This is a genomic window from Pseudomonas sp. R3.Fl (assembly GCF_023516765.1).
Classification (GTDB): Bacteria; Pseudomonadota; Gammaproteobacteria; order Pseudomonadales; family Pseudomonadaceae; genus Pseudomonas; species Pseudomonas citronellolis.
On record NZ_JAMGSO010000001.1, the window covers coordinates 958461 to 983273 of the forward strand.

21 protein-coding genes are annotated in these 24813 nt (G+C 68.4%); 1 reads left to right on the forward strand and 20 read right to left on the reverse strand.

Translation table 11 applies throughout. From position 1 onward, the window contains the following. Positions 1 to 65: 65 nt before the first annotated feature. From M8R19_RS03840 to M8R19_RS03890, 12 genes are all read right to left on the reverse strand, one after another. Complete coding sequence (locus M8R19_RS03840) at positions 66 to 1022, reverse strand: LysR substrate-binding domain-containing protein (protein WP_009619353.1); 957 nt, start codon at positions 1020 to 1022, stop codon at positions 66 to 68. 20 nt (positions 1023 to 1042) lie between these two features. Further along, complete coding sequence (locus tag M8R19_RS33130) at positions 1043 to 1168, reverse strand: hypothetical protein (protein WP_255314656.1); 126 nt, start codon at positions 1166 to 1168, stop codon at positions 1043 to 1045. A gap of 68 nt (positions 1169 to 1236) precedes the next feature. Next, positions 1237 to 2916 carry an arylsulfatase gene (locus M8R19_RS03845; protein WP_074982672.1) on the reverse strand — a complete coding sequence of 560 codons (1680 nt, stop codon included), beginning with the start codon at positions 2914 to 2916 and terminating at the stop codon, positions 1237 to 1239. 753 nt (positions 2917 to 3669) lie between these two features. Next, a complete protein-coding gene (gene mhpE / locus M8R19_RS03850; protein ID WP_009619332.1) occupies positions 3670 to 4683 on the reverse strand; it encodes a 4-hydroxy-2-oxovalerate aldolase in 1014 nt (337 codons plus the stop codon). After that, the gene (locus M8R19_RS03855; RefSeq protein WP_074982691.1) at positions 4680 to 5612 is read right to left on the reverse strand and encodes an acetaldehyde dehydrogenase (acetylating); all 933 of its coding nucleotides are present in this window, start codon (positions 5610 to 5612) and stop codon (positions 4680 to 4682) included. The genes mhpE and M8R19_RS03855 overlap by 4 nt, the downstream gene beginning before the upstream one ends. A 148-nt stretch (positions 5613 to 5760) precedes the next feature. Next, a complete protein-coding gene (locus tag M8R19_RS03860; protein WP_249917072.1) occupies positions 5761 to 6567 on the reverse strand; it encodes a 2-keto-4-pentenoate hydratase in 807 nt (268 codons plus the stop codon). A gap of 15 nt (positions 6568 to 6582) precedes the next feature. Then, positions 6583 to 8043, reverse strand: coding sequence for a 2-hydroxymuconic semialdehyde dehydrogenase (locus tag M8R19_RS03865; RefSeq protein ID WP_502942786.1), 1461 nt, complete (start codon positions 8041 to 8043; stop codon positions 6583 to 6585). Positions 8044 to 8220: 177 nt separating this feature from the next. After that, a complete protein-coding gene (locus M8R19_RS03870; protein WP_074982697.1) occupies positions 8221 to 9480 on the reverse strand; it encodes an OprD family porin in 1260 nt (419 codons plus the stop codon). A 199-nt stretch (positions 9481 to 9679) separates the two neighbouring features. Next, on the reverse strand, positions 9680 to 10879 hold the full coding sequence (locus tag M8R19_RS03875) for a benzoate/H(+) symporter BenE family transporter (protein WP_074982699.1): 1200 nt from the start codon (positions 10877 to 10879) through the stop codon (positions 9680 to 9682). Positions 10880 to 11172: 293 nt separating this feature from the next. Beyond that, a complete protein-coding gene (gene catA, locus M8R19_RS03880) occupies positions 11173 to 12102 on the reverse strand; it encodes a catechol 1,2-dioxygenase (RefSeq protein WP_249917074.1) in 930 nt (309 codons plus the stop codon). A gap of 54 nt (positions 12103 to 12156) precedes the next feature. Beyond that, positions 12157 to 12447 (reverse strand): muconolactone Delta-isomerase, encoded by a 291-nt coding sequence (gene catC / locus M8R19_RS03885; protein WP_064583587.1) that lies wholly within the window; start codon positions 12445 to 12447, stop codon positions 12157 to 12159. A gap of 22 nt (positions 12448 to 12469) precedes the next feature. After that, complete coding sequence (locus tag M8R19_RS03890) at positions 12470 to 13591, reverse strand: muconate cycloisomerase family protein (protein WP_249917075.1); 1122 nt, start codon at positions 13589 to 13591, stop codon at positions 12470 to 12472. Between the two features lie 154 nt (positions 13592 to 13745). On the opposite strand from M8R19_RS03890, the gene M8R19_RS03895 reads away from it, so the two are divergent. Next, positions 13746 to 14618, forward strand: a complete 873-nt coding sequence (locus tag M8R19_RS03895) for a LysR family transcriptional regulator (RefSeq protein WP_058072534.1) — start codon at positions 13746 to 13748, stop codon at positions 14616 to 14618. Between the two features lie 9 nt (positions 14619 to 14627). Here M8R19_RS03895 and M8R19_RS03900 read toward each other — a convergent pair whose 3' ends face one another. From M8R19_RS03900 to M8R19_RS03935, 8 genes are all read right to left on the reverse strand, one after another. After that, on the reverse strand, positions 14628 to 15974 hold the full coding sequence (locus M8R19_RS03900) for an OprD family outer membrane porin (protein WP_249917076.1): 1347 nt from the start codon (positions 15972 to 15974) through the stop codon (positions 14628 to 14630). A gap of 43 nt (positions 15975 to 16017) precedes the next feature. Next, positions 16018 to 17523, reverse strand: coding sequence for an amidase (locus M8R19_RS03905; protein WP_249917077.1), 1506 nt, complete (start codon positions 17521 to 17523; stop codon positions 16018 to 16020). 81 nt (positions 17524 to 17604) lie between these two features. Further along, positions 17605 to 18933 carry an MFS transporter gene (locus tag M8R19_RS03910; RefSeq protein WP_249917078.1) on the reverse strand — a complete coding sequence of 443 codons (1329 nt, stop codon included), beginning with the start codon at positions 18931 to 18933 and terminating at the stop codon, positions 17605 to 17607. 156 nt (positions 18934 to 19089) lie between these two features. Then, complete coding sequence (locus M8R19_RS03915; RefSeq protein ID WP_249917079.1) at positions 19090 to 19863, reverse strand: 1,6-dihydroxycyclohexa-2,4-diene-1-carboxylate dehydrogenase; 774 nt, start codon at positions 19861 to 19863, stop codon at positions 19090 to 19092. 103 nt (positions 19864 to 19966) lie between these two features. Continuing rightward, positions 19967 to 20980, reverse strand: coding sequence for a benzoate 1,2-dioxygenase electron transfer component BenC (gene benC, locus M8R19_RS03920; protein ID WP_249917080.1), 1014 nt, complete (start codon positions 20978 to 20980; stop codon positions 19967 to 19969). Between the two features lie 10 nt (positions 20981 to 20990). Continuing rightward, on the reverse strand, positions 20991 to 21476 hold the full coding sequence (gene benB / locus M8R19_RS03925; RefSeq protein WP_283939439.1) for a benzoate 1,2-dioxygenase small subunit: 486 nt from the start codon (positions 21474 to 21476) through the stop codon (positions 20991 to 20993). Further along, a complete protein-coding gene (gene benA / locus M8R19_RS03930) occupies positions 21476 to 22840 on the reverse strand; it encodes a benzoate 1,2-dioxygenase large subunit (RefSeq protein ID WP_249917082.1) in 1365 nt (454 codons plus the stop codon). Before benA ends, benB begins: the two co-directional genes overlap by 1 nt. Positions 22841 to 23646: 806 nt before the next feature. Then, positions 23647 to 24600 carry an AraC family transcriptional regulator gene (locus M8R19_RS03935; RefSeq protein ID WP_249917083.1) on the reverse strand — a complete coding sequence of 318 codons (954 nt, stop codon included), beginning with the start codon at positions 24598 to 24600 and terminating at the stop codon, positions 23647 to 23649. Positions 24601 to 24813: the final 213 nt, after the last annotated feature.

Sequence of the window (24813 nt, forward strand, 5' to 3'; positions counted from 1 at the left end):
TACCCATCACCACGGCCCCATGGGTTTCGCAAGCTCAACCCATCCTACGAAAAGCGGCGGTGACTTCACCCCTCCTCGCCCAGCTCCTCACTGGCGGCGCGCAGGCATTCTCGGAACAGCCGCGCCGCCGGACCCAGTTCGCGGCCGCTGGGGTGGAAGCAGCCGATGTCGCCGAAGCGCAGCGCGATGTCCAGCTCGAAGGCGCGGACGCCGCCGCCATCGGCCAGTTGCCGGGCGGTTTCCAGGGGCAGCAGGCCGACGGTCTGCTGGTCCTGCATCAGGGCGACGTTGGTGAGCACCGATAGCGACTCGATGACGTTGCCCGGCAGTGCCAGGCCGGCCTGGGCGAACAGGTGGTCCACCGTCTGCCGCAGCAGCGAGCCGGGCGGCGGCAGCACCCAGGGGTAGGCGTGCAGCTCGGCCAAGCCCACCGCGCCGCCGGCATGCAGCGGGTGGCCATGGCCGCCGACGATGCACAGGCGTTCGTCGTAGAGCACGTCCACGCCCAGCGCCCGCGCCTCGCCGCGGGCCTGCCAGTCGTCCGGCACGCGGCCCACCACCAGGTCCACCTCGCCGCCGATGAGGGCCGGGAACAGCTGGTCGAACTGGCCGATGCGCACCGACACCAGCACCCGCGGCGCACGGCTCTTGAGCAGGCGCAGGGCGCGCGGCAACAGCGAGGTGGAGGCGGAGATCAGGGTGCCCACCACCACGTGCCCGGAAGTGCCGTCGCGGAAGGCCTCCACCTCGTCGCTCAGGGCCCGCAGCTCGGCGAGCATCGAGCGCGCCCGACGCAGCACCAGCTCGCCCAGTTCGGTGACCTTCACCCCGCGGTTGCTGCGTTCGAGCAGCGGCGCGTCGAAGTACGACTCCAACTCGTGGATGACCTTGGTCACCGCCGGCTGGGTCAGGTTCAGCACCTGCGCCGCGCGCAGCAGCGAACCGCTCTGCACCACCTGGTCGAGCACCACCAACTGGTAGAACTTCAGCTTGCGCGCGACCGATACCACACTCGACTTCATCAACTACCCCGACATCCGGCTCAGAAACGGAAAGTACCACGCATCGACAGGCAGGCCGTGCCGTCGCCAGCCCGGGTGAGCGCCGGCAGGCCCGGCCTGGGAGTGAACGGAGTGGTTTTCTTCGGGATGCGGGCGAGCATCGGCATGGGCGGTCCTCATGTCGGAAATGGCAACGGAGGTGGCCCGGCCGTAATGGCCGGGCCTGCAAAGGGGTTCATCGGGAGCTGGCGGCTTCCAGCAGCTGCGGCACCAGCGGCCTGCCCTGCGCGTCCAGGCGCAGGTTGTTGCGCTGGGCATAGGCGCGCCAGTCGCGCAGCAGCTCGGCCAGCGCCTGGGGCCGCTGCATGGCCAGGTCGTGGCGCTCGCCCGGATCGCTGGCGAGGTCGTAGAGGCGCCAGCGCGCCTGGGCGTCCTTGACGTCGTAGAGCAGCTTCAGCGAGCCCTTGCGCAGGGCGGCGTTGCCATTGAGCTCCCAGCCCAGCGGCTCGTCGGCGGCATGCACGCGCGCGTCGCGGCCGAACAGCAGCGGCAGCATGGACAGGCCCTGCGGCGGGATGACCTCGCGGCCCCGGTAGCGCGGCCCGGGCTGCTCGGCGCCGGCCAGCTCCAGCAGCGTCGGCAGCAGGTCGTGCACCCGCGCCAGCTGCGTGTTGCGCCCGGCGGCGATGCGCTGGGGCATGTAGGCGAACAGCGGCACCCGGTAGCCGCCCTGGTAGGTGGTCATCTTGTAGCGCCGCCCCGGCAACGAGCTGACCTGCGCCCAGGCGCTGCCCTGCAACAGGAAGGAGTCGCGCCGGCCGTAGTTTTCCAGGCGGTTGTCGAAGTGCTCCGCCACCCACCTGGCGTCCATGCTGTCGCGCCCTTCCGGGCCGTTGTCGGACATGAACAGCACCAGGGTGTTGTCCAGTTGCCCGCTGCGGCGCAGGTGGTCGAGCAGGCGGCCGACCTCGGCGTCGAAGGCCTCGACCATGGCCGCATAGACCTCCATGGTGCGCGCCGACTGGCGCTGCTGTTCGTCGCTCAGCGTGGACCAGGCCGGCACGCCCTCCAGTTGCGCCTGCGAGGGATAGCCCTCGGGGATCAGCCCGAGTTCGCGCTGGCGCGCCAGGCGCTGGTCGGCGATGGCCTGGTAGCCGGCGTCGTAGCGCCCGCGGTACTTCGCCAGGTAGGCGTCCGGCGCCTGCAGCGGCCAGTGCGGCGCTGTGTAGGCGGCGAAGGCGAAGAACGGCCGGCCGTCGCCGGCGCGGCGGTCGATCATCTCGATCAGGCGGTTGGTGTACCAGGTGCTGGAGTAGAAGTCGTCCGGCAACCCGATGGGCTGGCCGTCGTGCAGGTAGGTGGTGCTGTAGTTGGGCAGCAGCGCCATGTTGGCCTGCTTGAAGTTGGCCGCGCCGCCTTCGAGCAGCACGTAGGACTCCTCGAAGCCCCGCTTTTGCGGCTGCAGTTCCGGCTGCTTGCCCAGGTGCCACTTGCCGGCAATGTAGGTGTGGTAGCCGGCATCGCCCAGCAGCTCGGCGAGGGTCGGCACCCTGGCCGCCAGCACGCCCTCGTAGCCGGGACGCAGGCGTTCGCGCTGCGCAGGTGGCAGGCGGCCGCGCCATTCGGCCATCATGCCGACGCCGACCAGGTGCGGGTCGTTGCCCGAGAGCAGCGCCGAGCGCGTGGTGGAGCAACTGGGCGTGGCGTGGAAGTCGAGGAAGGTCATGCCCTGGCGGGCCAGGCGGTCGAGGTTGGGGGTGGCGATTTCACCACCCAGCGCGCCTATGTCGGAAAAGCCCAGGTCGTCGGCGACGATCAGCAGCACGTTGGGCCGCTGGCCGCCGTCGGCGGCCTGGGCGAAGGGTAATGCGCTGGCCAGCAGCGCAGCGGCCAGCCACTTGAGCAAGGTATGCATGGGGATGGAACCCTCCTTCCTGTCGTTGTCGGCCAGCCGCGGGCACCTCAGGCGAGTTCGCCCCGCGGGGTGCCCGGTGCGCGGCGCAGGGCCATGACGAACAGCGCCAGGCTGGCCAGCAGCGCTGGCGCGGCGGGTGAGGAAGCAGACCTCCGGCTCGACGCGCGGGTGGATGTAGCGGGCCAGGTCAACCAGGCCGCCGTCCTCTTCCAGCATGGCGTCGGTGAGCCAGCCCCAGATCAGGCTGTCGACGCCCATCTGGACCATCTTGGCGCGGCTGGTGAAGCCCAGCTTGACGCCGATGCTGCGCTCGCCGTCGTCGTAGCGGCGCTGCATGGAGGCGCGCTGGATGCGGTAGGCGTCATCCAGGCTGAAGGGCGTGCTGGCGCTGAACTGCGCCAGCGGTTCGGCATGCCGCGCGGCCTGGTCGAGGGCCTGGGCGATGCGGGGGATGTCGGTGCTCATGTGCACTACTCCTGCGATTTAGGCTTTTCGTAGGAGCGAGCTTGCTCGCGAACCTGGCCTCACAGCGGGGGTTGGTTCGCGAGCAAGCTCGCTCCTACAGGGCTAGGTCGGTGCTTTCGTAGGATGGGTTGAGCCTGCGAAACCCATCGGGCATGGCGATGGGTATCGCTTCGCTCAACCCATCCTACGAGGGTGTTTCTCCTGCGCCGCCGCCACGTCGTTCCCGTGTAGGAGCGCGCCCTGCGCGCGAATCGCAGGCAGGGCCTGCTCCTACAGTCGAGGTCGAGGTCAGGCGCGGGCGGCCAGCAGGTCCAGGGCCACGTCGACGATCATGTCTTCCTGGCCACCGACCATGCGGCGCTTGCCCAGCTCGACGAGGATGTCCACGGCCTTGATGCCGTACTTGGCCGAGGCCACCTCGGCGTGGCGCAGGAAGCTCGAATAAACGCCGGCGTAACCGAGCGCGAGGGTTTCGCGGTCGACGCGCACCGGGCGGTCCTGCAGTGGGCGCACCAGATCGTCGGCGGCGTCCATCAGCGCATAGAGGTCGGTGCCGTGGTGCCAACCGAGCTTGTCGGCGGCGGCGATGAAGACCTCCAACGGCGCGTTGCCCGCTCCCGCGCCCATACCCGCCAGGCTGGCGTCGATGCGGTTGCAGCCCTCCTCCACCGCGGCGATGGAGTTCGCTACGCCGAGGCTGAGGTTGTGGTGGGCGTGGATGCCGGTTTCGGTTTCGGGCTTCAGGACAGCCTTCACGGCACGGAAGCGCGCGCGGATGTCATCCATGTTCATCGCCCCACCGGAATCGACGACGTAGATGCAGGTGGCGCCGTAGCTCTCCATCAGCTTCGCCTGCTGAGCGAGGCCTTCGGGCGTCTGCATGTGGCTCATCATCAGGAAGCCGACGGTGTCCATGCCCAGCTCACGGGCGTACTCGATGTGCTGCTTCGAGACGTCAGCTTCGGTGCAATGGGTGGCCACGCGGACCACGCGGGCGCCAGCGTTGTAGGCGTTCTTCAGGTCGTGGATGGTGCCGATGCCCGGCAACAGCAAGGTGGCGATCTTCGCGTGCTTCACCACGTCCGCCGCCGCTTCGATCCACTCCAGATCGGTGTGGGCGCCGAAGCCGTAGTTGAAGGACGAGCCTTGCAGGCCATCGCCGTGAGCGACTTCGATGGAGTCCACCTTGGCGAGGTCGAGTGCGGCAGCAATCGCACGCACATCCTCCAGCGAATACTGATGGCGGATCGCGTGCATGCCATCGCGCAGGGTCACATCGGAGATATAGAGTTTCTGGCTCATACCGAAGCCCCCATTGCCTGCGCCATGCGCTCAGCGGTGGCCAGCGCGGCGGAGGTCATGATGTCGAGGTTGCCGGCGTAGGCCGGCAGGTAGTGGGCGGCGCCTTCCACTTCGAGGAACACCGAGGTCTTCAGGCCGCTGAAGCTGCCGTGGCCGGGGATATTCAGGTCGGTCACCAGGTCGAACTGCACCTTCTGCTTCAGGCGGTAGCCGGGAACGTAGGCCTGCACGGCAGCGGCCATTTCCTCGATGCTGGCCTCGACCTTGGAGGGGTCCACCGCCTCGCTCAGCACGTACACGGTGTCGCGCATGATCAGCGGCGGCTCCGCCGGGTTCATGATGATGATCGCCTTGCCCTTCGCCGCCCCGCCGATCACTTCGATGGCTTTCGAGGTGGTCTCGGTGAACTCGTCGATATTGGCGCGGGTACCGGGACCGGCGGATTTCGAAGCGATGGAGGCAATGATTTCCGCGTAGTGGACTTTGGCCACACGGGACACCGCCGCCACCATCGGAATGGTCGCCTGCCCGCCGCAGGTCACCATGTTCACGTTGCTGGCCGTGAGGTGCTGCTCCAGGTTGACCACCGGCACGCAATACGGACCGATCGCTGCCGGGGTCAGGTCGATCATCCGCAGCCCGGGCTTAACGCCGAGCAGGAAGGCATCGTTCTTCACGTGGGCGCTGGCGGAAGTGGCATCGAAGACGAAGTCGATGTCGGCGAACACCGCCAGCTTCACCAGCCCTTCGACACCCTCGTGGGTCGTCGCCAGGCCCAGGCGGGCGGCGCGGGCCAGGCCGTCGGAGGCCGGGTCGATGCCGACCATGGCGACCACTTCCAGGTGCTGCGCGTTGCGCAGGATCTTGATCATCAGGTCGGTGCCGATGTTGCCGGAACCGATGATGGCGGCTTTGCGTTTTTTACTCATGGCATCCCTCGAAAAGCATTCGATCAAGAGCAAAGAGCTCGATTAAGAGCGCTGAAGGCTGGAGGCTGAACGACAAGCAGTCCCTGCCACGGTGGAGGTCGGCGCTCTTTCGTCCAGCCCTCCAGCCTCCAGCGCTTTTTTCGGCTTTTTAGCTCTGCACGAAGGCCGCGCTGACGCGGCCCAGGCCCTGGATTTCGGCGCTGAATACATCGCCCGGGCGCACCGCCACCATCGGCCCCAGGGCGCCGGTGAGCACCAGGTCGCCGGCGCGCAGCGGCTCGCCCAGGCGGGCCATGGTGTCGGCCAGCCAGAGCGCGGCGTTCAGCGGGTTGTCCAGGCAGGCGGCGCCGGCGCCAACCGAGACCGGCTCGCCGCGCAGGCTCAGGCTCATGCCGCAGTTCACCAGGTCCAGCCGGTCCAGGCGCACCGGGCGGCTGCCGAGGACGAAGAGCCCGGAGGAGGCGTTGTCCGCCACGGTGTCGAGCAGGCTGATGTCCCAGTTGGCGACGCGGCTGCCGACGACCTCGATGGCCGGCAGGGCGAAGGCGGTGGCGCGGATGATGTCGGCCAGGGTATGGCGCTCGTGGCACAGGTCGTGTTCCAGGACCAGGGCGATTTCCGCCTCCACCTTGGGCTGCTGGCAGTCGCCCCAGGCGATGGGCTGGCCGTCGCCGCGGGCCATCTGGGCGAACAGGCGGCCGAAGTCCGGCTGCTCGACGCCCAGCTGGCGCTGCACGGCGCGGGAGGTCAGGCCGATCTTGTGGCCCACCGGGCGCCAGCCGGCGGCGATGTCGGCGGCGTTGTTGCATTGCTGTACGGCGTAGGCCAGGTCGAGGGCGGCGGCCCCCTGTTCGTTGGCGGCCTGCTGGACGAGGTCGCGCACCGGCGCGCACGGCTGGCCCTGTTCACGGGCTTGGCGCAGGCGCGCGGCGGCTTCGGCGATGGCTGGATGCATGGGCTTCTCCTGGCCTCAGGGGTTGACGCAGATGGTGGTGAGTTCGGAATAGAAATCCAGCGAGTGGCGGCCGCCCTCGCGGCCCAGGCCGGACAGCCGGGCGCCGCCGAAGGGCGTGCGCAGGTCGCGCAGGAACCAGGTGTTGACCCACACCATGCCCACGTGGATGCGTCGCGAGACGCTGTGCGCGCGGCCCAGGTCGCGGGTCCACAGCGAGGCGGCCAGGCCGTAGGCGGAGTCGTTGACGCGGCGCAGCACTTCCTCGTCGCTGTCGAAGGGCGCGATGTGGCAGACCGGGCCGAAGACTTCCTCGCGCATGCAGCGGGCATCGTCGGCGAGGCCGGTCCAGATGGTCGGCTGGACGAAGGCGCCGTTGTCGCGCGCATCGCCGAACTTCGGCACGCCGCCGCCGCTGACCGCCGTGGCGCCCTCCTCGCGGGCCAGCTGGAAGTAGCCCAGCACCTTGTCGCGGTGCTTGTGGGAGATCAGCGAGCCCATGTTCACGCCGTCTTCGTCGGGGTAGCCGATCTTCAGCTGCTCGGCGCCTGCCTTGAGCGCAGCGACGAAGCGTTCGTAGATCGGCCGCTCGACGTAGACGCGCTCGGAGCACAGGCAGACCTGCCCGGAGTTGGTGAAGCTGGAGCGCAGCACGCCGGCCACGGCGGCATCGAAGTCGCAGTCGGCGAAGACCACCGCGGCGTTCTTGCCGCCCAGTTCGAAGGAGACTTCGCGCACGCCTTCGGCGGCGGCGCGCATGATGGTCGAACCGGTGCGCGACTCGCCGGTGAAGGTGATGGCGTCGACTTCCGGGTGGCGGGTGAGGAACTCGCCGGCGGAGTTCGGCCCGAAGCCGTGGACCAGGTTGAAGGCCCCGGCGGGCACGCCCACCTCGTGCATCACCTCGGCCAGCAGGGTGGCGCTGGAGGGCGTGTCTTCCGAGGGCTTGACCACCACCGAGTTGCCGCAGGCCAGGGCCGGCGCGACCTTCCAGGTGAGCAGCAGCAGCGGCAGGTTCCACGGCGAGATGATCGCTACCACGCCATGGGGCTTGCGCACCGTGTAGCTGAACACGTCGCTGCCGTCGCCGGTGCGCATCTCGAAGAACTCGCTGCCGCCCTGGCGCACCAGGTCGGCGAAGGTACGGAAGTTCTGCACGCCACGGGCCACGTCGAGGCTGCGGGCCTGGTGCACGGGGCGGCCGGTGTCGGCCACCTCGGCAGCGACGAAGTCCTCGAAGCGCCGCTCGATGCCGTCGGCGATGCGTTCCAGCAGCTCGGCGCGCTGGGCGGCGCTGTAGCTGGCCCAGGGGCCGTTCTGCGCCTGCGCGGCGGCGCTGACCGCGGCATCGACTTCCACCTCGCCGGCCTCGCAGACCTGGCCGAGGACGCGGCCATCCACCGGGGAGACGTTGTCGAAGGTGCGGCTGCTGGCTACGAAAGCTCCGGCGATGTAGTGGCGGAGCAAGGAATGGGACACGGCGACCTCCTGCATAGGCTTGTTTTTCGCCGAGTCTAGGGAGGCCGCCTATAAGCGGATAATCAAAAAAGCGCTCTCAGGTATCCCTTACAGGAATACCGGAAATACCCTCGGGCGCCCCCCTCCATCCGCCCCGATAGCCGGGGCGGACAGGGGGCCAAGCGGCCCCGGAGAGGTTCAGAACAGCTTCCAGGTGTAGCTGAGGATCAGGCGGTTCTCGTCGATGTCGCTGCGGTAGTTGGAGCGCGCCATGACGTTGCGCACGCGCACGTTGAGCCCGGCCACCGGGCCGCTCTGCACGGTGTAGCCGATGTCCAGGTCGCGCTCGCGGTCCTTGCCCTCGAAGCCCTGCCCGGTGTCGACGTTGTTGCCGCTGATGTAGCGCACGGTGGTGGTCAGGCCGGGCACGCCGAGGGCGACGAAGTCGTAGTCGTAGCGCACTTGCCAGGAGCGCTCGTCGGTGGAGGCGAACTCGTAGGTCGGCACCTCGTTGCCCAGCGGCGAGACGTTGGCGAACACCCGGGGGAAGGCGCTGTCGCCGAACATGCCCTGGTAGCCGAGGTAGAAGGTGTGCCCGCCATGCCTGGCCGAGAACAGCGAGTAGAAGGCGCGGTTGTCGATGTCGCCGAGCAGGTGCTTGCCGTCCTCGCTGGCATCGAAGTAGCCGAGGTTGGCGCCCAGCACCCAGTCGCCCAGCGGCTGGGCGTGCTTGAGGCCGAGGAAGCGCTGTTTGTAGATGTCTTCCAACTGGCCGTACCAGGCGCTGACGCGGGTGCGCTTGCCGTTGAAGTCGTAATCGCCGCCCGCGTAGTTGAAGGCGTCGCTCTCGGCCTGGCGCTGCGGCTGGTAGCTGAGCATGGCGAGCATCTTCTCGTCGCCGCCCTCGTTGCGCAGGTGGGTGGAGGTGAGGTGCCCGGCCTGCAGGGTCAGCCCGGGGATTTCGCTGGAGGTCAGCGAGGTGCCCTGGTAGCTGGGCGGCAGCAGGCGGATGTCGCTGAACACCAGCACCGGCAGGTTGGGCTGCAGCTCGCCGATTTTCAGCTCGGTCTTCGAGAACTTCATCTTGCCGGCCACGCCCAGGCGGCTGTAGTCGTCCGGCGCGCGGCCGTCGCCGCCCACCGGCAGCAGGCCGCTGTTGGTGCGGTCGGGGCTGCTGTCCAGCTTCAGGCCCAATACGCCGATGGCGTCCAGGCCGAAGCCGATGGGCCCCGGGGTGTAGCCGGAACGGAAGTCGAGGATGAAGCCCTGGGCCCACTCCTCCGCCTTGGACTGCCGGTTGGGCCCGACGATGTCGGAGAAGTCGCGGCTGAAGTAGTAGTTGCGTGCCTGCAGGGTGGCGCTGGCACCTTCGATCAGCCCTTCGGCCGCGGCCGCCGGCTGGGCGGCGGCCACGCCGATGCCCAGCGCGACGGCGGTCACGCATACGCGATTGCTCATGGTTTTCTCTTGTTCTTATGGTTGTGCGATCCCCTGCCGAGCGACCGGAGGGCCGCGGCTTGGCGCAGGGCGGGGAGTCATGTATCGGCGACGGGGGCCCGGGGCTGTCCGCTTCGATCAGCCGCCCTGCCCTGCTTCCGCTGCCGTGTTGCCTTGGGCGGACGCCCCGGCCGGGCGCCCGCTTGCCGTTGCCCGATGGTCAGGCGCGCACGGCGCGCGCCTCGCGTTGAGGAGTGCGGCGGCGCACCAGCAGCAGGTGCGCGGCCAGGCCGAAGATCAGGCCCCAGAAGGCCGCCGACAGGCCGAGGAAGGACATGCCCGAAGCGGTGACCAGGAAGGTGATCAGCGCCGCCTCACGGTCCTCGGGCACGCCCATGGCGCCGGCCAGGGCTCCGCCGATGGCGCCGAACAGCGCAAGGCCGGCCAGCGCGGCGATCAGCTCGCGAGGGAAGGCGCTGAACAGCGACACCAGGGTCGCGCCGAACAGCCCCAGCAGCAGGTAGGCGACGCCGCCCACCACCCCGGCGACGTAGCGCCGCGCCGGATCCTCGTGGGCCTCGCGGCCGGTGCAGATGGCCGCGGTGATGGCGGCGAGGTTCAGGCCGTGGCAGCCGAAGGGCGCCAGCAGCAGGGTGCCCAGGGCGCTGCTGGCGATCAGCGGGCGCGCCGGGGTCTGGTAGCCGTCGTTGCGCAGCACGGCGATGCCCGGCACGAACTGCCCGGTGAGCGCCACCACCACCAGCGGCAGGGCGATGTTGAGCAGCGCGTGCAGGCTGAACTCAGGGGCGATCCATTGCGGCGTGGCCAGGCCGATCACCAGCGCCGAGGCGTTCAGCTCGCCGCCGCCGATGGCCATGGCGCAGCCCACCAGCAGCACCAGGGCCACCGCGTAGCGCGGCGCCAGGCGCTTGCCCAGCAGGTAGGCGACGAACATGGCCAGGACCAGCGCCGGCTTGGCCTGCAGCGAGACGAACAGCTGGGTGCCGAAGCTGAACAGGATGCCGGCGAGCATGGCCGCCGAAATGGCCGGCGGCAGCTTGCCGACCACACGGTCGAAGGCGCCGGAGATGCCCACCAGGAAGATGATCAGGCTCGACACCAGGTAGGCGCCCACCGCCTCGTTCAGGCTGATGCCCGGCAGCAGCGCCACCAGCAGCGCCGAGCCGGGCGCCGACCAGGCGATCACCAGCGGCACCTTGTAGCGCAGGCTGAGGAGGATGCCGAGCACGCCGCTGCCGATGGAGATCGCCCACACCCAGGACGACACCGCGGCGTCGGGCAGGCCGGCGCTCTTGGCCGCCTGGAAGATGATCACCAGGGGGCCGGCGTAGGAAATCAGTGTGGCGATCAACCCGGCCACCAGAGCGGACAGCGAGAAGTCGCGGATGAGGTCTTTCATGGCGCCTCACTTTTTCTTGTTCTGCACGCAAGGCTTCGCCGTGCCGGCAAGCCGGCTCGGGACGATGCTTGGGGTAACCGTGTAGGAGCGAGCTTGCTCGCGAACCCAGCCTCGCAGCGGGGGTTGGTTCGCGAGCAAGCTCGCTCCTACACCGTTTTCTGGGTTATTCCCCTTCGGGCCAGCGCAAGCGCTGTTCGCGATGGAGCCGCGTCCCGCGTGCGCGGGAATGACAGGTTGAGAGTCGTGTTTCCCGACGTCATTCCCGCGCACGCGGGCCCCCAGAGGACAGCGCCTCAGGCGCCCTGCACCTGCAGTGCGCGCGGGCGGTGGCTGCGCTGTTCGTCTTCGGCGCTGGCGGCCTTCTGCAGCTGGAAGCTGAACTCCAGCTCGGCCACGCGGCCGTCGATGCCGCGGACGTTGTCGGCGAACTTCACCTCGCCGACCAGGCCGTCGCGGGTGGCGTAGGCGAAGTCGTCCCACAGGTACTGGTCGCCCGACAGGTTGATCTGGGTGGTCAGGTGGCGGTAGCCGGGCGCCGAGATGAAGAAGTGGATGTGCGCCGGGCGCTGGCCGTGGCGGCCGAGCTGGTCCAGGCATTCCTGGGTCGGGCCCTGCGGGTCGCAGCCGTAGCCGCTGGGGACGATGCTGCGGGCGCGGTAGCGGCCCTCGGCGTCGGTGATGATGCGGCGGCGCAGGTTGTACTCGCTCTGGCTCTGGTCGAAGTAGGAGTAGTTGCCCTTGGTGTTGGCGTGCCACAGGTCGACGGTGGCGCCGGCGACGGGCTTGCCGTCCAGGTCCAGCACCTGGCCTTCGAGGAACATCACGGTGGCCACGCCGTCTTCGCTGCCGTCGTCCATGCGCGCCTCGCCCTCGACGATGGGCGCGCCGGCCACGTACAGCGGGCCTTCGATGGTGCGCGGGGTGCCGCCGGTCTTGCCGATCTGCGCGTCCTTGGCGTCGTTGAGCAGGTCGATGAAGTGCTCGATGCCCAGGCCCGCCACCAGCAGGCCGGCTTCGCCGCGGCCGCCCAGGCGGTTCAGGTAGTCCACGGCGGTCCAGAATTCGTCGTCGGTGACTTCCAGGTCCTCGATGAGTTTCGCGGTGTCCTGCAGCACGCGCAGGACGATCTGCTTCAGGCGCGGGCTGCCGTTGTCGTTGCCGTAGCCGGCGGCTTCTTCGAAGAACTTCTGGATCTCGGCAGTCTGGGAAATCTTCACGGTCATGATATTCACCTCGTCTTGTTCTTATACAAGGGTTTCGTCGTTGGGGTTCAGGGCTCAGCGGTCATCGGCATGGATGGAGGACGGATGGCGGCAGAGTCCGTCGACCTCGATGTCCATGTAGGGGAACAGCGGCAGTTGCATCAGGGTGTCGTGCAGCGCCTCGACGCTGGCGACGTCGAAGACGCTGTAGTTGGCGTAGTGCCCGGCGATGCGCCACAGGTGGCGCCACTTGCCCTCGCGCTGCAGGCGCTGGGCCAGTTCCTTCTCGTCGGCCTTGAGCTGGGCGGCGCGGGCCGGGTCCATGTCGACGGGCAGTTTCACCGTCATCTTCACGTGGAACAGCATGGGGGCTTCTCCTCTCTCTAATTCAGGGGCGGCGGAAGCGCTTGAGGCGCTCCTCGTCCAGGCTCAGGCCGAGGCCCGGGGCGTTGGGCACCAGCAGTTGGAAGTCGCGGTACACCGGCGGCTCGGCGACGATTTCCTCGGTCAGCAGCAGCGGGCCGAACAGTTCGGTGTGCCAGGTCAGCTGCTTGAGGGTGAGGAAGGCGTGGGCCGAGGCCAGGGTGCCGATGGCGCCTTCGAGCATGGTCCCGCCGTACAGGGCGATGCCGGCCGCCTCGGCGATCTGCGCGGTGCGCAGCACGGCGCGCGGGCCGCCGTTCTTGGCGATCTTCAGGGCGAAGATGCTGGCGGCGCCGTCGGCGGCCAGGCTGAAGGCGTCTTCGACGCTCTCGATGGATTCGTCGGCCATGATCGGCGCCGGGCTGCGCAGGTTCAGGCGCACCTGGCCGGCGCGGTTGATCCGCGAGATGGGCTGTTCGACGAGGTCGATGCCGTTCTCGCCGAGCACCTGGCAGCCGCGGATGGCCTGGGATTCGTCCCAGTACTGGTTGACGTCCACGCGCACGCTGGCGCGCTCGCCCAGGGCCTTCTTGATCGCCACCACGTGCTTGAGGTCCTGCTCCAGCGGGTTGGCGCCGATCTTCAGCTTGAAGATGCGGTGGCGGCGCAGGTCGAGCATGCGCTCGGCTTCCTCGATGTCGCGGGCGGTGTCGCCGCTGGCCAGCGTCCAGGCCACTTCCAGGCCATCGCGCACGCGGCCGCCGAGCAGTTCGCTGACGGCCAGGCCCAGGCGCTTGCCCTGGGCGTCGAGCAGCGCGGTTTCCACCGCCGAGCGGGCGAAGGTGTTGCCCTTGATGGCCTTGTCCAGGCGCTGCATGGCGGCATTGATGTTGCAGGCGTCCTGGCCGATCAGCAGCGGCGCGAAGTGCGCCTCCAGGTTGGCCTTGATGCTTTCCGGGCTTTCGTTGCCATAGGCCAGGCCACCGATGGTGGTGGCCTCGCCGAGGCCTTCGATGCCGTCGCTGCAGCGCAGGCGCAGGATCACCAGGGTCTGCTGCTGCATGGTGTGCATCGCCAGCTTGTGCGGGCGGATGGTCGGCAGGTCGACGATGATCGCTTCGAGGCGTTCGATCAGGGCTTGGGTCATCTCGGGTTCCATATCACGCTAGGCTGCTTGTCGAGGCCCGGCCGTCTGGTGCGGCCGATACCTTCCAGGTCTTTTGTTGCACACCGAAGGATTGCGCCAGCGGTGGCGAGCAGTCCAATATCATTGCCCTCTCGTTCCATACCCTGGAGGTATCATGGAGCTTCGACACCTGCGGTACTTCCAGGCGGTGGCGGAAACCCTCAACTTCACCCGCGCCGCCGAGCGCCTGCACATCGCCCAGCCGCCGCTGAGCCGGCAGATCCAGCAGTTGGAGGAACTGCTCGGCGTCGAGCTGCTGGAGCGCGGCCGGCCGCTGCGCCTGACCGAGGCCGGGCGCTTCTTCTACGAGCAGAGCGGCACCCTGCTGGAACAGCTGCAGAACATCTGCGACAACACCCGGCGCATCGGCCTGGGCCAGCGCCAGTGGCTGGGCATCGGCTTCGCGCCTTCGACGCTCTACGCGGTGCTGCCGGAGCTGATCCGCGAGCTGCGCGGCGACGCCGAGCTGGAGCTGGGCCTGCAGGAAATGACCACCCTGCAGCAGGTCGAGGCGCTGAAGAGCGGGCGCATCGACATCGGCTTCGGGCGCATGCGCTTCGACGACCCGGCCATCCACCAGCAGGTGCTGCGCGAGGACCCGCTGGTGGCGGTGCTGCCCACCGGGCACCCGCTGCTGGGCGCGCCGGTGAGCCTGCAGCGGCTGTCCCGCGAGCCCTTCGTGCTGTACCCGGCCAACCCGCGGCCGAGCTATGCCGACCACGTGCTGGCGCTGTTCGCCAACCATGGCCTGGGCATCCGCGTGGCGCAGTGGGCCAACGAGCTGCAGACCGCCATCGGCCTGGTCGCCGCCGGCCTGGGCGTGGCCCTGGTGCCGGCCTCGGTGCAGCAGCAGCACCGCCCGGACATCGGCTACGTCGCCGTGCTGGAGCCCGAGGCGGTGTCGCCGATCGTCCTCAGCCGCCGCGCCGGCGACGTCAGCGCCATGGTGCAGCGCTGCCTGGCGCTGATCGAGCAGGTCAACCGCTGAGCTGGCCACTCAGAGCAGCCTCAGGGGCGCGTCGATGATCAGGCGGAACTCCTCCAGGTTGCCCTCGATCTGCCCCGCGCTGGCGCGGTGCCAGATGTAGCCGGTCGACAGGCCGACGCCGCGCAGCGGCCCGGACTGCACGGCGTAGCTGAACAGGCCGCCGACCTCGTAGTGGCTCTCGCCCTTCTGCCCCAGCACCGAGTTGTAGGCCGCGCGGGGGCCGCCGTTATAGCCGCTGCCGTCGATGCCCCAGCCCTTGACGTACCAGAACAGGCTCTTGAAGCCCGGCAGGCCGTAGGGCGTCCAGTCGGTGCCGTAGCTCACCTGGAAGGAGCGCTCGTTGGGCCCGTTGTAGTACGAGAGCATGGCGTTGGGCAGGTCGAAGGCGTTGGACTCGGCGGGGAAGTCGAAGTACTCGTCGCCATTGATCTGCTGGAAGGCTAGCTTCAACGTGTGGTTGGCGTAGCCCGGCGCGACGCTCGCGCCGTAGGCCCGCTGGCTGATGCGCCCGGCGTTCTCGCGGCCGCTGGAGCGGGTGTCGTAGAAGTCCAGGCGCAGGCCCAGGTCCAGTTCGCCCAGGCGGTAGCGCTGCGCCCAGCCGGCGTAGGTGCGCTCCCAGACGTCGTCGAAGCGCGACAGGTAGAGGCTGGCCCGGCCCCGCTCGCCGAGGCGGTAGTCGCCGCCGGCATAGGCGATCCAGTCGCTTTCCACCAGGCGCGTGGTGAAAGTCAGGCTCAGGTCCTGGCTGCCGGCGCCGGTGCGCGGCATGGCGCGCTGGAAGTGCCCGGCCTTGAAGGTCAGCCCAGGCAGGTCATAGCTTTGCAGCGAGAAGCCATCGAAGGAGGCCGGCAGAGTGCGGGTGTCGGCGTAGCTCATCACCGGCGTACGAACCTGCTGGCGGCCGAGCTTCGCCTCGGTTGCGCCGGCTTTCAGCTTGAGCGCGGCGATGCCCACCTTGCCCCACTGGTCCACCACCTCGCCGTCGCGCTCTGCCAGCAGGCGGGTGCTGCCGCCGGCCACCGCTTCGCGGCTGCGCTCCAGGGCCACGGCGCCGTACAGCGAGAAGTCCATGCCCAGGCCCTGCTCGCCCTGGCTGTAGCCGGACCGGTAGTCGAGCTTCAGGCCCTGCAGCCAGGCCACGCGGTCGCGCACCGGGCGCCCGCCCTCGTCGTCGGGCACCCGGAAGTAGCTGTCCTTGCGGGCGATTTCATGGGAGTACCAGTGGCGGGTGTTCAGCACCAGCGGGCTGTCTTCGAGCAGGCGGCGCTCATCGGCCAGGGCCAGTTCGGCGGTGAAGGGCGCCAGCAGCGCCAGGGGGCCGGCGAAGCGCCGGGCCCGGGTTTCGCTTATGTGCATCGGGTCATGCCTCTTCATTGTTGTTGTCGTCTGGCATGGGCGCTCAGGCGGGCCCGGTCGGATAGGCGCGCGGCATCCGCGCCGCCGCCTCGATCACCGCGGCCACCTGGAAGCAGCGGTCCTCGCGGTAGTGGTCGGCGATGACCTGCACGCCGGCCGGCAGGCGCTCGCCCTGCAGGCCGCTGGGCACGCTGAGCGCCGGCAGGCCGCTGAGCGCGACGCTCATCAGGATCGCCTGCTGGCGCATGATCTGTGCCATGGCCTCGCCGCCCTGGGCATCCAGGCCCCAGGGCAGCGGCGCGCTGGCGGACACCGGGGCGATCAGCGCGTCGTAGCGCTGGAACAGCGCGCGCCACTTCACCCTCAGGTTGTTGCGGGTGGCCAGCGCGACGACGTATTCGTCCAGGCCGGTCTCCGGCGTCGCCTCCAGCATGCCCTGCACGGCCGCTTGCAGCGCCTCGCTGCCCTCGCGCTGCATGACCGGCAGCAGTTGCAGGCGGATCTCCGTCATGACGATGCGCAGCCAGGTCTGGGTGGCCAGCTCGTGGTCCGGCAGGCTCACCGGCTCGACGCGGTAGCCGGCGTCCTCGAGCATCTTCGCCACCGCCGCCAGGTTGTCCCGCACCGAAGCGTCGAGGGGGATGCCGGGCAGTTCGTTGACCAGGCCGACCACCCGCTTCTCGCGTACCTCGGGCGCCGCCACGGGGCTCACCCAGTTGGGGTCGGCGCCGCCGCTGCTGGCCATCGCCAGGAAGGCCAGGCGCGCATCGGCCACGCTGCGCGCCAGCGGCCCCTGGGTGGCGATCTGCTGCCCGGCGAAGCCCAGGCCGAGCCCGGTGGGAATGCGCCCGACGCTGGGGCGCAGGCCGACCACGCCGCAGGCATAGGCCGGGTAGCGGATGGAGCCGGCGATGTCGTTGCCGTGGGCGATCGGGCACATGCCCGCGGCCACGGCCGAGGCCGCGCCGCCGCTGGAGCCGCCCGGGGTGATGTCGGCGCGCCAGGGGTTCAGCGTGCGGCCGTACAGCGGGCTTTCGGTGTACCAGCGGAAGGAGAACTCCGGCGTGCTGGTCAGGCCGATGATGACCGCGCCGTTGTCCAGCAGGTTCTGCACCACCGGGCTGTTGTCGGCGGCGATGTTGTCGCGGCGCGCCAGAATCCCGTTGGTGTTGGGCTGGCCGGCGACGTTCTGGTTGATCTTGACGGTGACCGGCACCCCGTGCAGCGGCGGCAGCGCGTCGCTACCCCGCCGCTGGTCGGCGCGCTGCGCCGCGCGCAGGGCTTCGTCGCGCATCTCGTGGACCACGGCCTTGAGCCCGGGGTTGGCCTCGGCGATGCGCCCGAGGCAGCTTTCCACCGCCTCCCGGCTGCTGATGGCGCCGCGGGCGATGCCGGCGGCCAACTCGCTGGCCTGCCACTGCCACAGCGGCGCATCCGGCAGCGCAAGCGCCGCCTGCCCTTGCTTCACGCTGGCGGCCAGCGCGTTCCTGCCGAGCAGCAAGCCGGCGGACAAGGCCGCGGCACCGGTCATGAAATCTCTGCGTTGCATGCTGTTCCCTCCTTGGCTCCCGTCAGCGCGGAAGCCTGCGGCGGGCGCCGGAATGGCCGGCCCCGCCCTTCCGTTGTCGGTTCAGGCCTGGGCTTCGGCCAGGGGCGCGACCACCCGCTCGCTGCGGCTGACCAGGTACATGGCCAGGGCCGCCAGCGCGCCGGGGATGGCGAAGGCCATGAAGTTCAGGTGCAGCGGCAGCTCGATGGCCAGCAGCGAGCCGCCCAGCAGCGGGCCGACGATGGCGCCGTTGCGGCCGATGCCCGAGGCCCAGCCCAGGCCCGTGGAGCGGATGGCCAGGCCGTAGAACTGCGCGGCGGTGGCGTAGAGCAGGATCTGCGTGCCGATGGTGGTGGCCCCGGCGATGCCGATCAGCAGGTAGAGCACCGGCATCGGCGTATTGAAGCCCAGCAGGGTGATGGAAACGGCAGCGGCGACAAAGAACAGCGCCACCACCTTGGGCAGGTTGAAGCGGTCGCCCAGCCAGCCGCCGAAGATGGCCCCGAACATGCCGCCGAAGTTCAGCGCCAGCAGGAACGACAGGCTCGAGCCCAGGCTGTAGCCGGCGTTGGCCATCAGCTTCGGCAGCCAGGAGCTGAGCGCGTAGACCATCAGCAGGCAGCAGAAGAACGCCACCCAGAGCATCAGGGTGCGCAGCGCGCGGCCCTCGCGGAACAGCTCAAGCACCGGCGCGCCCTGTGGCTTGCTCTCGCCCAGGTGCAACTCGGCGGCCTCATCCAGGGTGGTTTCCGGGGAAATGCGGCGGAGGATGGCGCGGGCCTGTTCGGTACGCCCCTGGCGCAGCAGGAAGCCCACCGACTCCGGCAGTTGCCAGAGGATCAGCGGCAGCATCAGCAGCGGCAGCAGCGCGGCGAAGAACATCGCCTCCCAGCCGAAGCGCGGCAGCATGTAGATGCCCACGCCGGCGGAGAGCATGCCACCCAGCGAGTAGCCGCTGAACATCACCGCCACCAGGGTGCTGCGCAGTTTCTTCGGCGCGTATTCGTTCATCAGCGCCACCACGTTGGGCATCAGCCCGCCGATGCCGAGGCCGGCCATGAAGCGGCAGATGCCGAACTGCGTGGGGTTGCTGGCGAAGCCGTTGACCACGGTGAAGCCGGAGAAGAGCACGAAGCAGATGGCGATGCCCTTCTTGCGCCCGACCTTATCGGCCAGCGGGCCGAAGAACAGCGCGCCGGCCATCATGCCGAACAGCGCGTAGCTGCCCAGCGCGCCGGCCTGCAGCGGGGTCAGCCCCCACTCCTTCATCAGCACCGGCAGCACCACGCCGTAGATGAACAGGTCGTAGCCGTCGAAGATCAGCAGCAAGGCGCACCAGGCCATGACCATCCAGTGGAAGCGGCCGAAGCGCGCGTTGTCGATGACGTCGTGTACGTCGATTTTCCGCATGGCATCACTCTCTTTTTTGTTGTTGTGCGAGAAGCCGTTCGGCCGCGTCGTGGGCGGTCCGTCTTTGCGTAGGATGGCGTTGAGCGCAGCGATACCCATCAAAGCCGGGCGATGGGTATCGCCTTCGGCTCAACCCATCCTACGAGTGTGCGTGGTTCAACCCAGGTCGCCACCGCCTACCGGCAGGGTCACGCCGGTGATGTAGGAGGCTTCGTCGGAGGCCAGGAAGAGGATGGCACCGACCTGTTCGTCGATGCTGCCGTAGCGCTTCATCAGGCTGCTGTTCACGGTCTGGTCGACGATCTGCTGGTACCAGACCTTCTCCTGCACGCTCTGCTCGGCAGCGTTGCGCGGGATGCGCCGCGGCGGCGCCTCGGTGCCGCCCGGCGCGGTGGCGTTGACGCGCACGCCGCGCTCGGCGGCCTCGAAGGCCAGGCAGGCGGTCAGCGCGTTCACCCCGCCCTTGGCCGCGCCGTAGGGCACGCGGTTGACGCCGCGGGTGGCGATGGAGGAGACGTTGACGATGGCGCCGGCGCCCTGCTCCAGCATCGGCACCAGGGCGGCGCGGCAGCACCACAGGGTGGGGAACAGCGAGCGGCGCACTTCGGCTTCGATCTCATGCTCGGCGTAGTGCTCGAAGGGCTTGGCCCAGATGGTGCCGCCGACGTTGTTGACCAGGATGTCCAGGCGGCCGAAGCGCTGCACGGCTTCGTTGACCACACGCTGGGCTTCGGCGAATTGCTCCAGGTCGGCGGTGAGGGTCAGTACCTCGGCGTGTTGGCCAAGTTCGTCCTGCAGTTCGTGGACCAACTCGGAGCGGTCCACGGCGACCAGGCGGGCGCCCTCTTCCGCCAGGCGCTCGGCGACGCGTCGGCCGATGCCCTGGGCGGCGCCGGTGACCAGGGCGACTTTGTGGGGGAATCTGTTCATGGCTACCTCACGGGCTCAAGGGGTGCTGTAGGAGCGAGCTTGCTCGCGAACAAGCCCCGCTGCGGAATCCATTCGCGAGCAAGCTCGCTCCTACGAAGTGCGTTCACGCCGCACTCGCCGCAAACTTCTCGTAGTAGAAATTCGCCGGCGTAATCCCCTGCTCGCGGATGTACGCGCTCACCGCCTCGACCATCGGCGGCGGGCCGCACAGGTAGATGTCCACCTCGCCTTCGTTGAGGTGCGCAGGCGTGATGTGCTGGGTGACGTAGCCCTTCTGCGGGTAGCTGCTCTCGGGGTTGGCCACGCAGGCGCTGAAGCTGAAGTTGGGGATGCGCGCGGCGAAGGCTTCGAGCTTGTCCAGTTCCACCAGGTCGAAGTCGTTGGTCACCCCGTAGATCAGGTGCAGCGGGTGTTCGCTGCCCTGCTCGGCGATCTTCTCCAGCATCGCGGTGAAGGGCGCCAGGCCCGTGCCGCCGGCCAGCAGCAGCAAGGGCCGCTTGATGTCGCGCAGGTAGAAGCTGCCCAGCGGGCCGGCCAGTTCCAGGCTGTCGCCGGCCTTGGCCAGGCTGGTGAGGAAGCTGCTCATCAGCCCGCCGGGCACGTTGCGGATCAGGAAGCTGACCTCGCCGCCCTTCTGCAGCGAGCTGAAGGAGTAGGCGCGGCTCTGGCCGCTGCCCGGCACCTGCAGGTTGACGTACTGCCCCGGCAGGAAGGCCAGCTTGCTCAGGGACTCGCCCTTGACCGACAGCGCGATGGTACTCTCGGACAGCTGGCGCACCTCGCTGATGGCGGCCTGGTAGCTGGCCTGCTGGGTCTTGCAGACGTCCGAGGCCGCCGGCACGCGCACCACGCAGTCGCTTTCGGCGCGCATCTGGCAGGTCAGCACGTAGCCCTGCTCGGCTTCCTCCTCGCTCAGCGCGTCCTCGATGTAGTCCTGGCCCAGGTCGTAGCGGCCGGCCTCGGCGAAGCACTTGCAGGTGCCGCAGGCGCCGTCGCGGCAGTCCAGCGGGATGTTCACACCCTGGCGGTAGGCCGCGTCGGCGACGGTTTCGTCGGGGTTGGCGTCGATGAAGCGGGTGACGCCGTCTTCGAAGTTCAGTGCGATCGAATAGCTCATGGCGGCCACCTCAGATGTGGTAGATGTCGATGACCTGGCGGACGTAGTCGTTCTTCAGCACCACCTTCTTCGCCTTGATCAGCGGGTTCTCGCCGCGCAGGTCGAGGGCGTAGAAGCTGGTGCCGAAGTAGCTGTCGGTGGTCTTGTAGCGGAAGCTCAGGGTGTGCCAGTTGAAGCGCACCTGGCAGATGCCGTCTTCCTCGCCCAGCACCTCGATGTTGCTGATGTTGTGCGAGGTGCGGGTGTCCGGCATGGTCGCGCTGGAACGCTCGGTCTTGATGCGGAACACACGGTCTTCCAGGCCGCCGCGGTTGCCGTACCAGATCAGCGAGATTTCCCGCTGCGGGTCCTGGGTCAGCTCGTCGCGGTCGTCCCAGGCCGGCATCCAGAAGCTGGCGTCGCTGGCGTACAGCTCCAGCCAGGCGTCCCAGTCCTTGTCGTCGAGGTAGCGGGCTTCGCGGTAGAGGAAGTCGCGGACGGTTTCGTAGCGGCTCATCACACGGCCTCCTCGAGCGGAATGCGCCTGGCTTCTTCGGCGGCCAGGGCTTCGCTCATCGCCTGCAGCCAGTACTTGTGTTGCAGCACGAACAGGCCTTCGTCCTCGGTGCGCACGCCGGAGAGCTGCGGGTGCAGGTCGATCTCCTGCGCGGCGGCGTCAGCGCCGTCGATCCAGTGCGCGGCCCCGCGGGACATGTCGTTCCAGCCGTCGGCGCTGCCCTGGTAGGCCTGCTGGCAGGAGCGGAACTCCTCCAGGTCGTCCGGGGTGGCCATGCCGCTGACGTTGAAGAAGTCCTCGTACTGGCGGATGCGCTGGGCGCGGGCCTCCAGGCTCTCGCCCTTGGGCGCGATGCAGTAGATGGTGATTTCGGTGCGGTTGACGTCGATCGGCCGGGCGATGCGGATCTGCGAGCTGAACTGGTCCATCAGGTAGACGTTGGGGTACAGGCAGAGGTTGCGCGAGTTCTGGATCATCCAGTCGGCGCGGGCCTGGCCGAAGTCGGCGGCGAGCTGCTCGCGGCGCTCGAAGGCCGGACGGTCCTCGGGGTTGGCCCAGCGCGTCCAGAGCAGCATGTGGCCATGCTCGAAGGAGTAGAAGCCGCCGCCGTGCTTGGCCCAGCCGCCGGCGCTCATGGTCTTCACTTCCTCGCCGGCCTCGCGCTGCTTGCGCTGGTTCTGGGTGGCGGCGTAGTTCCAGTGCACGGAGCTGACGTGGTAGCCGTCGGCGCCGTTCTCGGCGGTGAGTTTCCAGTTGCCTTCGTAGATGTAGGTGGAGGAACCGCGCAGCACTTCCAGGCCCTCGGGGGACTGGTCGACGATCATGTCGATGATCTTCGCCGACTCGCCCAGGTGCTCCACCAGCGGGCGCACGTCGGGGTTGAGGCTGCCGAAGAGGAAGCCGCGGTAGGACTCGAAGCGGGCCACCTTGGTGAGGTCGTGGGAGCCTTCGCAGTTGAAGCTCGACGGGTAGCCGGCCTCGGCCGGGTCTTTGACTTTGAGCAGCTTGCCGGAGTTGTTGAAGGTCCAGCCGTGGAACGGACAGGTGTAGCTGGAGCGGTTGCCCGACTTGTGCCGGCAGAGCATGGCGCCCTTGTGGCTGCAGGCGTTGAGGAAGGCGTTGAGCACGCCATCCTTGTTGCGCGCGATGAAGATCGACTGGCGACCGATCATGGTGGTCAGGAAGTCGTTCTTCTCGGGAATCTGGCTTTCGTGGGCGAGGTAGACCCAGTTGCCTTCGAAGATGTGCTTCATCTCCAGTTCGAACAGGCGCGGGTCGGTGAACATTTCGCGCTTGCAGCGGTAGACGCCCTTGGCGGGGTCTTCTTCAAGCAGGGAACGCAAGTAGTCGATACCCAGGGTCATGGCCGGGGCCTCCGTTGTTATTGTTCAGGCAGGCTCAGGTTAGGGCTGGGTGGGCGGGGGGAATATCCGCTTTGTGCAGAGCGTTATCCGGTTTTTGCAGGGGGGGGTTGCGGGGTGTTTCGGGGGGCTTATGGGGGGGCGCAGGGTCTGACCTCGCGCCTCACCCCCACCTTCGTCATTCCCGCGAACGCGGGAACCCAGAGACGTCTTGTTTGGGTGTGTTTGCGCCGCTTCGGCGTGCTCGGATGTTTCTTGTTTCGCCCCCTCGGGCGAGTCCCTTTTGTCAAACGCCACAAAAGGAACCAAAAAGGCTTGCCCCGCATACGGGCCCGATGGAGCCGGGCTACCCTCACGAATTCCCCCGCCACGGAGGCCCGCCCCGAGGGTACGTCCCTGTAGCCCGCGGGGCTCTCGCGACATCCATGTCGCATGACCTCCTGAGCACCGGTTTCGCTCGGCCTTCTGAAGGGGCGTTCCGGAGTGCGCGGATGTTTCTCTGGAAGTCCAAGAGCAAACGCCGCTTTTGCTTTTGCTTTTGCTTTTGCTTTTCGTAGGAGCGAGCTTGCTCGCGAACCGCCCGTCACTGGATTCCCGCGTTCGAGGGAATGACGGGGTTGAGTTAGAGGTTTCAGGATGACTCAGGATTCTCCCTTCACTCAGGACAGCCCCCTCTCCCTTCAGGGCGGGGCGCGCAGCCGAGGGTTGGGGAGAGGGCGCTCTTGAACCCAACACCTACGCCCCCGGCAAACTCCCTTCGCGAGCAAGCTCGCTCCTACGAAGAGCAAAGAGCGAGGAGCCGCTCGGGCTCAGCCGCGGCGTTTGAGGGTTTCCGAGGGCAGTTCGCCGAACTGCTGGCGGTAGCTTTCGGAGAAGCGCCCCAGGTGCAGGAAGCCGTAGTCCAGCGCCAGTTCGGTGACGCTGCGTACGTTGCAGCTGGGGTCGGCGAGGCAGGCGCGGATGCGTTCGAGCTTGCGTTGGCGGATGTACTGGCGCGGGGTGGCGCTGGCGTGGCGTTCGAACAGGGCGTAGAGCGAGCGCAGGCTCATCTTCGCCTGGCGGGCCAGTTCCTCGATGTCGATGTCCTGCCGCAGGTTGCGCCCTATGTAGTCGTCGATGCGCTCGAAGCAGGCCATGGGCGCGGCCAGGCATTCGCGGCTGACGTTGGTCTGCAGCAGGGTCAGCAGCTTGCTGGCGACGATCTGCTGGTAGTGCTCCTCGATGCGCGGCAGGCACTCGCTGGATTCTGCCTCCATGCAGACCATGCCCAGCAGGTTGACGAAGCCTTCCAGCTCGCCCAGGCGGTAGCGGCTCTCGGTGAAGCGCGGGCCCTGGCGCGGGTGGGCCCAGCGCTGTTCGGCGCAGATGCCTTCGAGCACCGCGGTGGGGATCTTGATGATGAATTTCTCGCAGTCGTCCGAGTAGGTCAGGTCGACCGGATCGTCCGGGTTGATCAGCAGCAGTTCGCCGGGCTCCAGGTAGTGCTCCCGGCCCTGGCCGCGCCACAGGCAGTGGCCGTGCAGCAGCACCTGCAGGTGGTAGATGGTCTCCAGCGCCGGCGAGGTGACGCGCACGGCGGCGCCGTAGCGGATGCGGCAGAGGTCGAGGCTGGCGAACTTGCGGTGGTTGAGGCTGGCCTCGGGGCGGCCGTGGGCGGGCATGCGCAGGGCGTGGTTGCCGACGTGCTGGTTGACGTAGCCGGACACCGCGTAGGGGTCGGCTCGCTCGAATACCCGGCTGCGCTCGCTCAGCAGGTTCTCCATACAGGCACTCACTCTTGTTGTTGTCGTCCGCGCTCTTCGTCGCGGCTCGTGCCCGTCCAGTCTATGCCGGAGCCGGGATGGCGGGGCCCGGCAGAGATGGACGGTCGTGCGGGCCACCCCGGATCGGGGACGGCTGGCCCGCGTAGCGTCCGGCCACCCTAAAGGCCGGAAGGCGGGCGGCGCAATTCGACCTGTGGCGCAGTGTTCGCTTAT